The following is a 15,963-nucleotide window of genomic DNA, read 5'->3' on the forward strand; positions in this document are numbered from 1 at the left end:
GCGCGCGCCGCGCAGGCCGTCGAGGCCACCACCCCGACGCCCAATCTGCCGCCCCGCTCCGCCGGCCCGCTCATCGGCCGGGAGGGCGAGTCGCGCGCCGTCGCCGAGGCCCTGGCCCACGACGACGGGGGCGGACTCGTCACCCAGGCCACCACCCTGCACGGCCTGGGCGGCGTCGGAAAGACCAGCCTCGCCCTGCACCACGCCTACGCCCGCGCCGACCACTACCGGCTGATCTGGTGGCTCACCGCCGAGTCCGCGGAACAGCTCGCCGAGGGCTTCGCCGGGCTCGCCGTCCACCTCCACCCCACCTGGGCCCTCACCGCCCCGCCCGGCCAGCAGGTGGAGTGGGCCATCGCCTGGCTGCGCGCCCACGACCGCTGGCTGCTCGTCTACGACAACGCCGAGGACCCGGCCCACCTCACCCCGTACGTCGGCCGACTCCTCGGCTGCGGCCACCAGTTGGTCACCAGCCGCCGCGCGAGCGGCTGGCACCCGGGCATCAGACCGGTCCGCATCGACGTCCTCGACGCCCCCGAGGCCGCCCGGCTGCTGTGCGGGGCGGCGTACACCGACTCGGCGGTGGATCCGGCCGAGCAGGACCAGGCCCGCGCCCTCGCCGACGAACTGGGCCACCTGCCGATCGCCCTCGCCCAGGCCGGCGCCTACGTCCAGCAGACCGGCACCACCTTCGCCGCGTACCGCGAACTGCTGCGCGCCACCGGCCCGGTGGGGCCCGGCGCCGAGGACACCGTCGCCCGGCTGTGGCGGACCACGCTGCGGACCGTCCAGCACACCGCGCCCTTCGCCGTCGAGCTGCTGCGCACCCTCGCCTGGTACGCCCCCGAGGCCCTGCCGCGCGAGGCGCTCACCCCCTTCGGGGAGCGCCGCCCGGAGGAAGTGGACCGGGCACTGCGGCTGCTCGCCGACTACCACCTGATCACCCTCGGCGACACCGTCACCGTGCACCGGCTGCTCCAGGCGGTGCTGCGCACCTCCGACTTCCGCGCACGCGCCGAGCGACACCTGGCCCGGGCGGCGGCCCGGCTCTGGCCGGACGCCCGGCCGGAGCTCCGGCGGGCGCTGCTGCCGCACATCCGGGAACTGGCCGACAGCGGTCCGTCCCAGGATCCGACGGCCGAGACCGTCGCGCTGTACGGGCTGGCCGCGGGCGAACTCACCGACCGGGCCCAGCGGGTGTACGCCGTCCGGCTGGTGGAGGCGATGGCGGACGGGCAGCGGCGGCTGCTCGGCGAGGACCACCCGGACACCCTCACCACCCTCGGCCGGCTCGGCCGGCTGCAGGCCAAGACCGGCGACCCGGCCCGGGCCGTGGAGCTGTGCCGGGACGTGGTCGCCCGGCGGACCCGCGTCCAGGGCACCGACCACCCCGCCACCCTGGCCGACCGGCACACGCTCGCCCAGGGCCACCGCAGGGCCGGCCGACACGAGCTCGCCGCGGCGGAGTTCCGCGCCGTCATCGCCGACCGGGCCCGGGTGCTGGGGCCGGACCACGCCGACACCCTGAACAGCCGGGCCAGCCTGGCGTACGCCCTCCAGGTGGCGGGGCAGCACCGGGAGTCGGTGGCCGAGTACGAGCGGCTGGTGGCGGACGTGGAGCAGGTGCTCGGCGCCGACCACCCGGACGTGGTGACCCGCCACAGCGGCCTCGCCTTCGCCCAACTCGCGGCAGGGCTGCACGGGTTGGCGATCAGCCGGTACCAGCAGGTGGTCGCCGACCGCACCCGCATCCTGGGCGCCGACCACCCGGACACCCTGAACAGCCGCAGCTGGCTCGCGGCCGCTCACTCCGACGCCGGCGACCACCTCGCGGCGATCGCCGCCTTCGAGGCCCTCGTCGTGGACCGCACCCGGGCCCAGGGCCCGGAGCACCCGCAGACCCTCTACGCGCGCAAGCGCCTGGCCTCCCTCCACCGCAAGGCCGGCCGAGCCGCCCTCGCCGTCGCCGAGTTCAGCGCACTCGTCCCCGACTACACCCGGGTGCTCGGCCCCGACCACCCCCACACCCTCAACGCGCGCAGCGGCCTGGCCCGCGCCCACCGGGAGGCGGGCACCCCCGGCCACGCGGTCGAACAGCACCGCGCCCTGGTCCGCGACCGCGCGCGCATCCAGGGCGAGGGCCACCCCGACACCCTGGAGGAGCGCAGCTTCCTCGGGTACGCGCTGCGCATCGCCGGGCTGCCCGCCCTCGAAGTCGAGGAACTGGAGCGCCTGGTGGCCGACCGGGCCCGGATCCAGGGCCCGGACCACCCCGACACCCTGGAGGAGCGCTCCGGCCTCGCCCGCGCCCTGCAGGCCGCCGGCCGACCGCGCGAGGCGCTCGCCGTACGGGAGCAGCTCCTCGCCGACCGGCTGCGCGTCCACGGCCCCGAGCACTTCGAGACCTTCGACGCCCGGCTGCGACTGGCCCGGTCCGTCGACGAGGCGGGAGAGCACCGGCGCGCGGCGGAACTGTGCGACCGGTTGGTCACCGAACGGCAACGGGTCCTGGGCCCGGACCACCCGGACGTCCTCACCACCCGGTGGTGGCAGGCGTCGATCCACACCAACGCCTGCGACTACGGCGAGGCCCTGACGCTCTTCGAGGCGCTGCTCGCCGACCGCACCCGGATCCAGGGGCCGGACCACCCGGCAGTGCTCAACACCCGGTGGTGGCTGGCGACATCCCTTCGCAACCTCGGCCGGCACCGCGAGGCGCTGGCGCAGTACGAGGCACTGCTCGCCGACCGCACGCGGATCCAGGGAGCCGACCACCCGGACGTCCTCCACACCCGGTTCTGGCTGGGCCACAGCCACCAGGCGCTGGGCGACCACCGCCGCGCCCTGGCGATCCACGAGGCGCTGGTGGCCGACCACGTCCGGGTATACGGGCCGGACCACCCCGAGACCCTCAACGCACGCCTCTGGCTGACCACCGCCCACGGAAGCGCGGGCGACCACCGGCGCGCGGCCGACCTCCTCGAACCGATCATCGCCGACCGCGCCCGCGTCCAGGGAGCCGACCACCCCGAGACGCTCCTCACCCGCCTTTCGCTCGCGCTCTCCCTTCGGAACGCCGAAGATCACCGGCACGCGGTGTCCCTGTTCGAAGCCCTCACCCACGACTACGCCCGGACACTCGGCCCCGACCATCCCGACACCCTCGACATCCGCGTCTGGCACGCGTCCACCTGCCAGATCGCCGGTGACCACCGCCGGACAGCAGCGCTGTTCGAAGGACTCCTCGCCGATCACACCCGGGTGTTCGGGTCGGACCACCCGAGCACGTTGCGATGCCGTCGTCAGCGCGCCTCGGCTTGGCGGGCCTGCGACGAGCACGCCCGTGCCCTCGCCGAATTCGCGTCCCTGGTGGCCGACCACACCCGCGTCGACGGGCCGGACCACCCGCAAACGCTGGACCTCCGCGAGGAGTTGGCACAAGCACTCTCCCAAGCGGGCCACTACCGAAGTGCTGTGGAGTCGTACCTGAACCTGGTCGCCGACCGCGTCAGGATCCAGAGCCCGGACCACCCGGACACCCTCCACGCCCGCTGGTGGCACGCCTTCGCCCATGACGAAGCCGGGGACCACAGCCTCGCGAGCGAGCTCTTCGGCACCCTGGCCGCCGACCGCGCGCGGATACTCGGAGCCGACCACCCGGACACTCTGCTCGCCCGACAGTCACAGGTCTCCTCCTGCCGGGCGGCCGGTGACCTCCGGCCGGCTCTGCAGCTGGGCGAGGCCCTGGTCGCCGACCGCACCCGGATCCAGGGCCCGGACCACCCGGACACCCTCCACGCCCGCCTCCTCCTCTCCTGGATCCACCGGACCTCCGGCAACCACCTGCTGGGCATCCGACTCGACGAAGCCCTGGTGGACGACCGGGCCCGGATCCATGGCCCGGACCACCCGACCGTGCTCACGGACCGGAGCATCCTCGCCACCAGCCGGGGGTTCGCCGGCCTGCACCGTCAGGCCGTCATCGACCGGGAACTGCTGGTGGCGGACTGCACCCGGGTCCGTGGGCCGGAGCACCGCGACAGCCTCCTCACACGTTCCATGCTGGCGCAGAACATCCGCACCACCGGCGAACTCGACCGTGCCGCCGACCTCTTCGCGGAACTGATCGCCGTCCGGACCCGGTGTCAGGGCCCGGACCATCCGGACACCCTCGACGACCGGTCCGAGCTCGCCTACACCCACCGCCTTGCCGGACGCCATCGCCAGGAGGTCACCGAACGGCAGGCCCAGGTCTCCGACCACGAGCGGGTGCACGGCCCCGACCACCCCGCCACCCTCGTCGCCAGGAACAGCACGGCCCACGCCCTTCGCCACGGGTGGCACCACGACCACGCCGACGCGCTCTACCGAGCAGTCCTGGCCGAACGCGGCCGCGTCCTGGGAGTCGACCATCCGGACACCTTCGACGTCCGGGACAGCATTGCGCTGAACCTCTTCCAGGCCGGCCGCTTCGGCGAGTCGGCAGCCCACTACCGCGAGGCCCTGGCCATCGCCGTCGACGCGCGCGGACCCGAGCACTCCGTCGTACGGGAACTCCGGTGCGACCTCGCCAAGGCCCTGATCCTCGACGGTGAGTCTGCCGCCGCCATCGCCGAGCTCTCCCGGACGGCGGAGGACTGGACGCGCCCCACCGGCCCCGGCCTGCCCGAGCTGGTCCACACCGGATGTGTCCTCGCTTTCGCCCACCACCTGAGCGGGCAGCCCGAGACGGCCCTGCGCCTGGCCGCCGACCTGGTCACCGCTGCCACCGAGGCCCTCGGCGGCCCGGACGACGCCACGGTCACCGCCCGGCTGACCCAGGCGCTCCTGCTGGCCGAGGGCGCTCGCCCGCTGCGGGCCGTCGTCCGGCTGGAGGAACTCGCCGAGGCCTGCGCCGAGAGCCGGGGCGTACGCAGCACCCTCACCCTGGAGGTCCGGCAGGCCCTCGCCCACGCCCGGCTGCGCGCCGGGGACGCCGACGGCGCCGTCCGGGTCCACGAGCGGATCATCGCCGACCGGATCCCGTCCGGGCACGCCTCGCCGACCGCCGCCCTCCGGACCGGCCACCGGGAGGCCGACGACGTCACCGTCAGCGTCGGCGCCCAGCGCCCCGGCCCGTTGCCGCTTTTCCCCTCCCTCGCCGTCGGCCTGGCCCAGGCCCTTGCCGCGGACGGCCGCCGCGACACCGCCCACCAGCTGCTGGCGGCGGTCCGGGTCGGCCGCGAGGCGCTGATGGACCCCGGCCACCCGCTGGCGACAGAGGCCCGCAGCGCGCTCACCCAGCTCCCCGACACCCTCGAATCCGACCGCGCGCAGCTCAGCCCTCGCCGCACCACCCCCGCCCCGTTCCCCCGCCGCTCCCGCGGCGCGATGCACCGCGCCGTCGAACCGCCGACGCCCCGCCCCGCCTGGCGCCCCCGCCTCACCCTCACCGCGGACCCGGCCGTGGGCGCCACCACCCACCTCGAACTGCGCCTGGAGTCCGTCGAGGAGGCCGCCGACCCGGCCGCCCTGCCCGAGCTGCGCCTGGTCGCCGCCGTCTCCCCCGACGCTCGGCTCGACCCGCCGGTCGCCGACCACAGCCCGGCCGGCCCGCCCGCCCGGTTCGCGCTCACCCCGGCCTCGCCCGGCCCGCACACCGTCCGGATCACCGTCTTCGACCGGGGCCACGGCGCCGTCCTCCAGGACCTCTCCGCCGTCGTGGACGTCCCCGCCACAGCCGCACCCCAGGAGCAGGAGTAATCGACGTGCCCCGGGACCTCCAAGTCCTCGTCCGGCAGAACCCGTCCGCCGACTACACCCGGCTGCCCCGGCAGACCGGTCCCGCCGCCGACCTCCCGCCGAAGGGCCCGGCCCCGCTGGACCTGGTCGTCTCGCTCCGCCGCCACGGCGACGAACTGCACATCAGCGCCTTCCGCCCGGGCGAGCGCGCTCCCAGCACCCGCCCGCACCGGGCCCAACTGGCCGTCCCCGCACCCGTGCTGCTCGCCAAGGCGGCCCGGCTGCGCGCCGTCTGGCGGGACCGGCTGATCGGCTACGACCCCGACCCGCTCAACCCCTACCCCTTCGCGACCGCCGTCGACTTCTCCCCGCACGCCGCCGTCGCCGAGCGCAAGGTCGCCGAACTCGCCGAGGAGGGACGGTACTTCCTGGAGACGATGTTCGACGGATCCGACCGCAGCCTGACCCGCTTCCGCGAGTACCTCACCACCACCCTCACCGAGCACGGCTCGCTGCGGATCAGCTTCGACTCCGACCTCCACCTGCCCTGGCCGATGCTCGCCGTGGACGGCGACCAGCCGGACCCATGGGCGGACTTCCTCGGCCACCGGCACCAGGTCGAGCAGACCGGCGCCGCCTATCCGCCGATCCAGCCGCCCAACTCCGCCCGCGCCAAGCCCGTCACCAGCCTCAACACCGACGACCAGCTGACCGGTATCGGCCGGGCGCCCGAGGTCCGCAAGCTGCTGGAGGACCGCTCCCAGCTGACCGTGCGCACCGAGTCGGACCTGCTGCTGGAGGCGCTGTCCACGGCCGTGCTGGACGAGGACGTCATGTACTTCTGGTGCCACGGCCAGTTCGTCGCCAACGACTCCCCGTACGAGCAGCTCGCCGTCCGGCTCTCCGACGACCGGCACATCGACGCCGAGCTGGTGCGCCGCCACCGCCGCCGCCACCTGGACCGGCCCGGCGCCGTCTTCCGGCCGTTCGTGCTGCTGAACGCCTGTCACACCGGACAGTCGGCGGCGGCCGAACTCGACCACCTGGGGCGGGCGTTGGTCGACCTCGGCGCGGACGGCGTGCTCGGGCCGCAGCTGCAGATCCCGCAGGAGTTCGCCGCCGAGTACGCCTTCGCCTTCCTCGACCACTACCTGACCGGCGAGTTCACGGCCGGCGAGATCACCCAGCAACTGGTCCGCTGGTTCGCCCGCGAGTACCGCAACCCGCTGGCGCTCGCCTACTCCCTGCACTGCGGCATCGACAGCATCCTGGAGCTCAACCCGTGAACCCCACGCCATCGACATCCGTACGACCCGTCACGGTGGACCTGGACGAGCACGGCCGGCTGCTCGTCCCCGGGACGAGGACGCCCGTCCCCGACGCCCGGGTCGCCGAGCACCTCGCCCGGCACCTGCGGATCCCCGAGTGGGCGACCGACCTGTTCGTCTACGTCCACGGCTGGCAGACCAGCCCCGACGCCGCCGACCGGACGGCCGCCACGCTGATCGACCGGGCGGCGGCACTGCACCGCGCCGCCCCGGCGGCCTACCCGGGGCTCACCGCCGGGTTCCGCCCCTGGTGCGTGGTGGTGCGCTGGCCCTCCTCCAGCCTGCCGGGTCTGCCCGGCTACCGGCGCATCCGGGAGCGGGCGCACGCGATGAGCGCCCGCGGCCAGGCCGGGCGCATCCTCGGGCACCTGCTCGGCTACCTCGACTCCGGCCGGGGCCGCCCGGACGCCCCGCGCGTCCTGGCCAACCGCCACGGCCAGTACCTCCACCTGCTCGGGCACTCCTTCGGCGGCCGCTTCCTCTGCGAGGCCGTCCAGTACGCCGCCGACCGCCCGGCCGGTCCGCCGGTGCTGAGCTGGTCGTCCCGGCCCGGCGACCCGGCCCGCCCGTTCACCGTCGACAGCGCCCTGGTGTTCCAGATGGCCGCGCCGCGCGACGCCTTCGACCGGCTGTTCCCCCGGCTGTTCCTCGGCCCCGGGCGCGCCGGCGCCCCGCTGCGCGGTCCGCTGGTCCTCACCCACTCCCGCTGGGACCGCGCCACCGGCTTCTGGCACCTGCGTGCCGAGGGCCTCCCGGGCATCGGCCACTCCGGCACCGGTTCCGCCCCGGTCGCCCAGTTCAGCACCCGGCTCCGCCCGGCCGACTCGCCGTACCCGCACGCCGAACTCGACCATCCGATCGTCAACATCGACGCCGGCCACGTCTACCGGGGCGGGCTCGCCACCCGGCTGCACCCCTCCGGCGCCCACTCCGACTTCCAGCACCCGGAGTCCGCCCACCTGTTGCTCAGCCTGGCCGCCCACTCCCGCTGAGCCGGGCGCCACGGCGTCGGGGTCGCTACGGGGTCTACGCCCGCGTGAACCCGTGGCTGCGCTCCACCTTCGCCACGTGCAGCGTGTAGCTCCGGTACCACTCGGCCCGCCCGCGCCGCTGCGCCGCCCGGTGCTCGGCGTCGCGCTGCCATTCACCGAGCGCGTCGGCGTCGCGGAAGTACCCGACGGTGATGGCCAGTCCGCCGGGGGACTGCGCGTAGTCCATGCCCAGGTACCCGGGGATGTCCTTGACCAGGTCCTCCATCCGCTCGTTGGTCTCCCGGTAGCCGGTCTGGTCCGGGGTCCGCACCGCACTGAACACGGCGACGTAGTACGGGGGTTCGAAGGCCTGGACGGGCGTGACGGCCGTGGCGGGCGCTTCCTGGTGATCGCTCATGCCGGCCACCGTAGGGCGCGGTGCGCCCGGCGATCCAGCCGTCCCACCGGATCAGGGACATTTCAGGGACGCCCGAGGGCCCGGGTCGGGGGGCTGCCGTACCCCGACCCGGGCCCTTCTCGGAGCGCCGCCGTCAGCGCTGGCGGACGCCCGTGAAGCCGCACACCGGTGTGCAGAGCGTGACGATGCCGCTGTAGCGGTAGTTGGTCCGCCCCCGCGAGATCGTGTGCACCGTCAACTTCTCCCGCAGGGTGGGCTGGTGGCAGCGCGGGCACACGGCCTCGACCGGCTTGCCCCAGGGCCGCTTGGGGTCGAGCTTGGTGATCGCCACCCCCATCAGCACCACGGACAGGCCGGTGCCGACGAAGCCGACCACCTGCCACACGCCCTTGCCGGACTCCCGGCGGTCGATCATCTCGTCGTAACCGAAGGTGCCTCCGCCGCCGTGGTTGGACCAGATCCGGCACTCGTCGCTCCGGGCCATGGTCTTGCCGTCGCAGTCCGGAGGGGTGGTCGGGTCGGCCTTGCCGACGACCAGCGCCAGGAAGAGGCCGAGTCCGGCCAGGAGCACCAGGACCACCAGCGTCGTCGCCCGGCTTCGGCCGGTCTGCAGGCGCGTGCGCTCCTTCACCGCCGTCTCTATCACAGCGTGCGCCATGTTGCTGCCGTCGACCGCCACCACGTGTCTCCTGTTGTTCGCGTTCGGTACCTCGATGCCCCCGGCGGACCGGAGTTGACACGAACCCACCATGATCAGGGGGCTGTCGGCCGGGACTTGGTGAGACCTTGACCTCACCGTGACCCGACCGACGCTCAGCTCCGGTGCGTGAGTGACGCGAGGTAGTCGGCGGCCTTCCCGGGGTCGAGGAGCCAGTTCTCGACGTCCGCCGGATCGTCGAAGGAGTTGGCGAACCGGTCGGCCACGGCCCGCAGTCGCCCGGCCGCACCGAACAGCTCCACCGCGTGCGGGGGCGCCGGGAGGAGCATCGCGTTCGTCCAGGCGGTGACGACCCGCGCGGTGCCGGCCCAGAAGCGGTCGAAGGCGGCCTGCTGGAAGTCCCGGTCGAAGGGCTTGTCGCCGTGGGCGAGGATCGCCTCCAGGTAGAAGGCGGCGCACTTGGCGGCGTTGTTGGCGCCCTGGCCGGTGACCGGGTCATTGGTGACGACGACGTCGGCGACACCCAGCACGGCGCCGCCACCCGGCAGTTCACCGACCGGGCGGCGCACCACCGGGGTGAAGCGCCCGGCCAGGATGCCTCCGGCGTCGGTGAGTTCGACGCCGGCCCGGGTGCGGTCGTACTCCCAAGGCGTGAACGTCCTCATCAACTCCAGCATCACCCGCAGGTGTTCGGCCGGGTCGCGGAGCCCGTCGAAGGCGTCCGCCGGGCCGCCCGGGAGGGCCTCCCAGAGCAGGATGTCGCACGGCCCGTCGGCGGTCAGCGCCGGCAGGGTGAAGAACTCGCCGACGCCGGGCACCAGGTTGCAGCGCACCGCCGGGAAGTCGTGCTCGGGGCGCGGCGCGAGCCCGTACACATAGCTCACGGCCAGCGCCCGCTGCGGACGCTGGTACGGGGACCGTTCCTCGTCGCGTTCGAACAGCGCGGCCAGCTTGCCCTTGCCGCTGGCGACCAGCACCAGGTCGTAGGAGCCGGCGAGGTGTTCGAGGTCGGCGGGGCTCACCTGCCGCAGCTCCACCCGGCCGCCGCGCTCGGCGAAGGTCTCCAGCCAGGTGGACATCTTCAGTCGCTGGTCGACGGACTGCGCGTAGGCGTCCAGCCGCCCGACCCAGTCGATCACTCTGGTCCCGTCCGGTGTGCCGACCGACACCCCGAGGCCCTCGATCCGCGGCGCCCGTTCGGCCCACAGGTCCAGACCAAGGGCGCGTTCGGTGCGCAGCGCCGAGTCGAACATGCACTGGCTGGACAGCACTCTCCCGTCCCGCACCTCCTGGGCGTCACGGTCGGTCAGCAGTGTGACGTCGTAGCCGTGGGACTGCAGCCCGAGGGCCAGTTGGAGGCCGGCCTGCCCGGCACCGACGATCAGAATCCTGCGCATCGTCCCTGCTCTCCTGGTGGTCCGTCCGACCGGGGCCGCCCGCTCCGGGCCGGTTGCCAGTGGCTTGGATATCAGTCCGGAGCGTCCGCGTCCACGGCGCGAACGGGCCCGCGCGCGCCGGGGCGGGGACGAGGAGGACCGCGGGCGATCGGATGTCGAGGTGAAGAAGTCGCCGTTTCCGTGATCCGCCCCGGCCGGCGGCGCCTGGCCAACGGCCTGCCCCGGCCGATAGCGCCTGGCCATCGATCCGCCCGGCCGGCGGCGCGTGGCCAACCCCCGGGGGACGCCGCAAGCTGGTGTGGTCAGCGTGTGCGGGCGCGTCCCGCGCCGGCTCCCCCGTGACGAAGGATCCCCATGGCTGCCACCACCCCCGCCCCCACCCCCACCGACGGCGGCGTGCGCGCCGTCCAGGTCGCCGCTCCGGGAGGGGAGCCGAAGCTGGTCGAGGTCCCGCTGCGCGAGCCCGGCCCCGGTACGGTCCGCATCGCCGTCGAGGCGTGCGGTGTCTGCCACTCCGACCTGCTGATCACCGGCGGCATGCTGCCCGGCACCACCTTCCCGGTCACGCCCGGTCACGAGATCGCGGGCCGGATCGACGCCCTCGGCGACGGCGTCGAGGGCTGGAAGGTCGGCGACCGGGTCGCGGTGGGCTGGTTCGGCGGCAGCTGCGGGCGCTGCGAGGCCTGCCGCCACGGCGACGCCGTCCTCTGCCCCTACCTCCAGGTGCCCGGCGCCGCCTACCCCGGCGGCTACGCCGACTCCGTCATCGTGCCCGCCGACGCGCTCGCGGCCGTGCCCGACGAGCTGACCGCCGCCGAGGCCGCGCCGCTGGCCTGCGCCGGGATCACCGTGTTCAACGGCCTGCGCCGCTCCTCCGCCCGCCCGGGCGACACCGTGGCGATCCTCGGCCTCGGCGGCCTCGGCCATCTGGGCGTCCAGTTCGCCCACGCGATGGGTTTCCGCACCGTCGCGATCGCCCGCGGTGCGGAGAAGGAGCCACTGGCGTACCAGCTGGGCGCGGACCACTACATCGACAGCACCGCCGGGAACGTCGCGGAGGCCCTCCAGGCACTCGGCGGCGCCAAGGTCGTGCTGGCCACCGTCACCAACGCCGATGCCATGTCCGCCACCGTCGACGGCCTGGGCCGCCGCGGCGAACTCGTCATCGTCGGCGCCTCCGTCGATCAACTCGCCATCAACCCGCTCCAGTTGATCTCCCGCGACCGCACCGTCCACGGCCACTCCTCCGGCTCCGCCCTCGACACCGAGGACACCCTGCGCTTCGCCGCCCGGACCGGCGTGCGCGCCTGGATCGAGGAGCTTCCGCTGGAGGAGAGCGCCGCAGCCGTCGCGAAGATGAGCAGCGGGCGGGCCCGCTTCCGGATGGTCGTCACCACTGGTCGCTGATCCCGCTCGCCCCGCCCCCCTCGCGGGTCAAGCGTTGGCAAAGACCCCGCCGTCCGGCGGCCGATCGACGACGCTTAGGCTGGTACGGGCTCGAACGACCCGCCCGATGGGAGCATCGGCCCGGGGCGGGCCCGCAGACGCCGGAGTACCCAGGGGGGACACAGCACCATGCGCGAAGAGCACGGGGACGAGTACGCGGAGGGATACGGGGACGACCACCTCGTCCACGCCGACCACCGGGAGGCCCCGCCCCGGCCGCGGTCCCGCCGGGTGTGGCTGGTGGCGGTCGGCGGGGTGTTCACCGCACTGGTGGTCGTCGCCGGGTACGGCGCCTACACCATGCTGGGCGCGGTGTCCGGCGGCTCCTCCCCCGGCGGGAGCAGCACCGGTCCGACGGCCGCGAAGGAGCCGCAGGCGCCGCCGACCGCCGAGCAGGCCGACGCGGTCGCCAAGGACTTCCTGGCAGCCTGGGGCCGCGGGGACCTCACCGTCGCCGCCGGCCTCACCGACCGTCCGGAGGCCGCCCGGGCGGCACTGACCTCGTTCCACGACGGCGTGTCGGCCCGCTCCCTCACCCTGACCGGGACGGGCCCCGCAGCCGCCGGGACGACCGGCGAGCCGACCGTCGGCTACCGGGTGCGGGCGGAGTTCGACGGCACCACCGAGGCCTGGGAGTACGAGAGTGCGCTGGGCGCCGTACGGGCTTCGGACGGGCGCGTGCTGGTGCGCTGGGCGCCGACCGTGGTCCACCCGAACCTCGCCGCGGGCCGGACCATCACCGTGAAGGCTCTGCCCGACCCGGTGTCCAAGCCGACCGACCGCAAGGGCCGACCGCTGGACGCCTTCCCCTCGCTGCGGTCCGTGCTGCCGCAGATCGCCCCGCCCGACGGTGCGAAGGTCGTCACCGGACAGGCCGTGGTGCTGACCGGCGGGGGCCAGGACGCGGAGGAACTGTTCGTCCTCACCCCGCCGAGCGCACCGCGGGTCAAGCTCACCATCGACGCCGACCTCCAGCAGGTCGCCGAGGAGGCGGTGAAGCAGCAGTCGGCGAGCGGCAAGCCCGCCTCGCTGGTGGCGGTCCAGCCGAGCACCGGCAACATCCTCGCGATGGCCTACGCCTCGCAGGACGGCTTCAACCGCGCGGTCGGCGGCGGGCAGGCGCCCGGTTCGACGATGAAGGTGATCACCGCGGCGGCGCTGCTGGAGGCCGGGGTGACCCCGGACACCGCCGCGCCCTGCAAGGAGACCACCAACTCCCCCAGGACCTGGCACAACGACGAGACCGGCAACCACCTCGACTACACGCTCAGCGACGACTTCATCCACTCCTGCAACACCGGCTTCATCGACAAGGGCCTGGAGAAGCTCCAGCTCGGTACCCTGGCCACGGTCGCCCGCGACCAGTTCGGACTGGGCCTGCAGTGGCGGATCGGCATACCCAGCCGGGACGCCACCATCCCCGCCCCGAGCACCAAGGACGAGGCCGCGGCCGCGTACATCGGCCAGGGCCAGATCCAGGTGAACTCGCTGCTGATGGCCTCGGTCGCCGCCACCGTACAGAGCGGAACGTTCCGTCAGCCCGTCCTGCGCGAGGACGTCAAGCGCGTGACGGCCCCCGGGAAGCTGCCCGCCGACGTCGCCCAGGGCCTGCGCTCGATGATGGCCCGCACCGCCACCCAGGGCACCGCCCGCACCCCGATGTCCGGACTCAGCGGCCAGATCGGCGCCAAGACCGGCACCGTCGAGGCCGGTTCGAGCCAGGCCACCAACAGCTGGTTCATCGCCTACCGCAACGACCTCGCCGTCGCGGCCGAGGTCGAGGGCGGCGGCCACGGCAACAGCGCGGCGGGCGTGGCGGCCGCCCAGGTGCTGAAGGCGGGCGGCATGGGCTGACCGCGCCCGCACCCGGAGCAGTTCGACCTGCTCGGGGGTCTCACGCGGTGGGTGTGCCCGCCGACCTCGACGGTGTACCCCTTCGGCGGCTCCAGGGCGCTCCCCCACCACCGCCCCGGCACGCGACGGCGATGCTCGCCGCCGCGCTGCCGGTGGCGGCCGCGCCGGGCGTCACCGGGGCGCTGCTGACCTGCAACGAGACGAACACCGCCTCCCGACGGGTGATCGAGGCCAACGGCGGCAGGCTCGTCGCGGCGGACGGCGGCAAGCTCCGCTACCTCGTACCGACGACCGCCTGAGCCGCCCGGCCTCATGGCCGCGCCCGGCTGTCAACTCCCCGGAAACCGCTTGGCACCCGGCGGTGGCGTCGGCCAGGATGACGACCGTGACGCCGAACTACCCCTGTGTGTGCTGCGGTCACCTGACCATGGACGAGCCCCCGGGCTCGTACGAGATCTGTCCGGTGTGCTTCTGGGAGGACGACTCCGTCCAGCTGCGCTGGCCGGACTACCCGGGCGGAGCGAACCGCCCGTCGCTGATCGAGGCCCAGAAGAACTACCAGGCCTTCGGAGCCTGCGAGGAACGGTCGGTGGAGCACGTCCGCCCGCCCCTGGGCGACGAACCGCAGGACGGCGGTTGGCGACCCGTCGACCCCGAGCGCGACCACTTCGAGCCCCGGGGCGTCCAGTTGGCCGCCTGGCCGGTCGACCGGACGGTGCTCTACTGGTGGCGCTACCGGCACACGGGCTTCTGGCGGCCCGCCGCTTCCTGATGCCGTTGTCAAGCGGCCATCCGATCACGCTAACGGGCGAGTCCGACACCGAGGCGCAGTCTGCTGGCGATTCGCCGGCTGGCCGAGCACGGCTTCGACCCGTCCGCACCGGGCTGTGAGATCGACGTGCTGAGGTCCCGGATGTGAGACCACCCGTTGCCGCGCTCGGCAGGCGCCCGCCGGCACCTGTCGGCCACCCCAGCTCCAGGCGCAGCCGCCACCCCTCGACGCCCGAAGGTGCCGAGGATGTCCACACCCCCGGGATCGGCACGCTCCGACGGTCGAACTCGGCGTCGAGCCGGGCGACCAGGCGGCCGAGATCGGTCCGGGCACCGTCGGGGAGCCACCGCAGCGCGGCTTCCCAGTCGTCGCGCGCCAGGGCCGGGTTGCACGGGTCGCCGCAGAGCTCGGGCTCGGGCAGCGCCCGCTCGGGTTGCCCCTGGCCCGGAGGACCGTCCCCGACCAGCGCATGACCCGCCGGCCCCGCCGACGACGACATGCGCTGCCAGCGGGCCGCCGGGGTCGGTCAGTTGAACTGGTCCGGGTCGGGGCCGGTACGCAGCTCGCGGTCGCCGGAGGCGATGGCGGTCATGTCCTGCTCGGTGAGCTCGAAGTCGAGGACGTCGAGGTTCTCGCGGATCCGGGCCGGGGTGACGGACTTGGGGATGACGATGGTGCCGAGCTGGAGGTGCCAGCGCAGGACGACCTGGGCGGGCGACTTGCCGGTGCGCCGGGCGATGGCGGTGACGGCGGGGTCGTCGAGGACGGCGCCCTGGGCGAGGGGGCTCCAGGCCTCGGTGGCGATGCCGTGGGCGGCGTGGAAGGCGCGCAGTTCGGCCTGCTGGAGGCCGGGGTGGAGTTCGATCTGGTTGACGGCGGGGACGAGCTCGCCGGTGTCGAGCAGCCGCTTCAGGTGCGCGGGCTGGAAGTTGGAGACGCCGGCGGCGCGGATCCGGCCCTCGGCGGCGAGCCGCTCGATGGCGCGCCAGGTGTCGGGGTAGCGGTCGCGGGCGGGGGTGGGCCAGTGGATCAGGTAGAGGTCGACGTGGTCGAGGCCGAGCTTGGCGAGGCTGGTGTCGAAGGCGCGCAGGGTGGCGTCGTAGCCCTGGTCGGCGTTCCACACCTTGGTGGTGACGAAGAGGTCCTGGCGGGCCAGGCCGGAGGCGGCCAGGGCGCGGCCGACGCCGGTCTCGTTGCCGTAGATGGCGGCGGTGTCGATGCTGCGGTACCCGGCTTCGAGGGCGGAGGTGACGGCTGCGGCGGTCTGGTCGTCGGGGACCTGGAAGACGCCGAAGCCGAGCTGGGGGATCTCGACGCCGTTGTTCAGCCGGACGGTCGGGACGTTGGGGGTGCTCATGGTGGTGGTTCCGGTCTCTCGGAAGGTGGGTGGGGTGGGGG

The 15,963-nt window shown here is 74.2% G+C and carries 11 protein-coding genes and 1 pseudogene; 8 read left to right on the top strand and 4 right to left on the bottom strand.

The features are described 5' to 3' along the window. The 3 genes from BG452_RS45000 to BG452_RS45010 all read left to right on the top strand — a co-directional run. On the top strand, window positions 1–5,742 hold a 5,742-nt coding region (locus BG452_RS45000; protein ID WP_188310205.1), incomplete at its 5' end, for a tetratricopeptide repeat protein. A gap of 5 nt (window positions 5,743–5,747) precedes the next feature. Beyond that, a complete protein-coding gene (locus BG452_RS45005; RefSeq protein ID WP_188310206.1) occupies window positions 5,748–7,007 on the top strand; it encodes a CHAT domain-containing protein in 1,260 nt (419 codons plus the stop codon). Continuing rightward, a complete protein-coding gene (locus BG452_RS45010) occupies window positions 7,004–8,041 on the top strand; it encodes an alpha/beta hydrolase (protein ID WP_188310207.1) in 1,038 nt (345 codons plus the stop codon). Before BG452_RS45005 ends, BG452_RS45010 begins: the two co-directional genes overlap by 4 nt. A gap of 34 nt (window positions 8,042–8,075) precedes the next feature. On the opposite strand, the gene BG452_RS45015 is transcribed toward BG452_RS45010, so the two are convergent. The 3 genes from BG452_RS45015 to BG452_RS45025 form a co-directional block, all read right to left on the bottom strand. Beyond that, complete coding sequence (locus BG452_RS45015; protein WP_188310208.1) at window positions 8,076–8,438, bottom strand: antibiotic biosynthesis monooxygenase family protein; 363 nt, start codon at window positions 8,436–8,438, stop codon at window positions 8,076–8,078. A gap of 133 nt (window positions 8,439–8,571) precedes the next feature. After that, window positions 8,572–9,117 carry a hypothetical protein gene (locus BG452_RS45020; RefSeq protein WP_188310209.1) on the bottom strand — a complete coding sequence of 182 codons (546 nt, stop codon included), beginning with the start codon at window positions 9,115–9,117 and terminating at the stop codon, window positions 8,572–8,574. A 134-nt stretch (window positions 9,118–9,251) separates the two neighbouring features. Further along, window positions 9,252–10,493 (bottom strand): styrene monooxygenase/indole monooxygenase family protein, encoded by a 1,242-nt coding sequence (locus BG452_RS45025; RefSeq protein WP_188310210.1) that lies wholly within the window; start codon window positions 10,491–10,493, stop codon window positions 9,252–9,254. Between the two features lie 354 nt (window positions 10,494–10,847). Here BG452_RS45025 and BG452_RS45030 point away from each other — a divergent pair, with 354 nt between their 5' ends. The 5 genes and pseudogenes from BG452_RS45030 to BG452_RS45050 all read left to right on the top strand — a co-directional run. Further along, a complete protein-coding gene (locus tag BG452_RS45030) occupies window positions 10,848–11,900 on the top strand; it encodes an alcohol dehydrogenase catalytic domain-containing protein (protein ID WP_188310211.1) in 1,053 nt (350 codons plus the stop codon). A 168-nt stretch (window positions 11,901–12,068) separates the two neighbouring features. Then, entirely contained in the window at window positions 12,069–13,793 is a 1,725-nt protein-coding gene (locus BG452_RS45035; protein WP_188310212.1) for a penicillin-binding transpeptidase domain-containing protein, read from the top strand. A gap of 53 nt (window positions 13,794–13,846) precedes the next feature. Continuing rightward, a complete protein-coding gene (locus BG452_RS45040; RefSeq protein ID WP_188310213.1) occupies window positions 13,847–14,092 on the top strand; it encodes a hypothetical protein in 246 nt (81 codons plus the stop codon). Between the two features lie 77 nt (window positions 14,093–14,169). After that, the gene (locus tag BG452_RS45045) at window positions 14,170–14,565 is read left to right on the top strand and encodes a CPCC family cysteine-rich protein (RefSeq protein ID WP_188310214.1); all 396 of its coding nucleotides are present in this window, start codon (window positions 14,170–14,172) and stop codon (window positions 14,563–14,565) included. Between the two features lie 54 nt (window positions 14,566–14,619). Beyond that, window positions 14,620–14,712 (top strand): annotated as a pseudogene (locus tag BG452_RS45050) (aminoglycoside phosphotransferase family protein); the annotation flags it as partial. Between the two features lie 379 nt (window positions 14,713–15,091). Here the strand turns inward: BG452_RS45050 and BG452_RS45055 are convergent. Further along, window positions 15,092–15,922: an aldo/keto reductase gene (locus BG452_RS45055; RefSeq protein WP_188310215.1), complete on the bottom strand. Its 831-nt coding sequence runs from the start codon at window positions 15,920–15,922 to the stop codon at window positions 15,092–15,094. Window positions 15,923–15,963 lie beyond the last annotated feature (41 nt).

Source organism: Streptomyces sp. CBMA123, assembly GCF_014596465.1.
Classification (GTDB): Bacteria; Actinomycetota; Actinomycetes; order Streptomycetales; family Streptomycetaceae; genus Kitasatospora.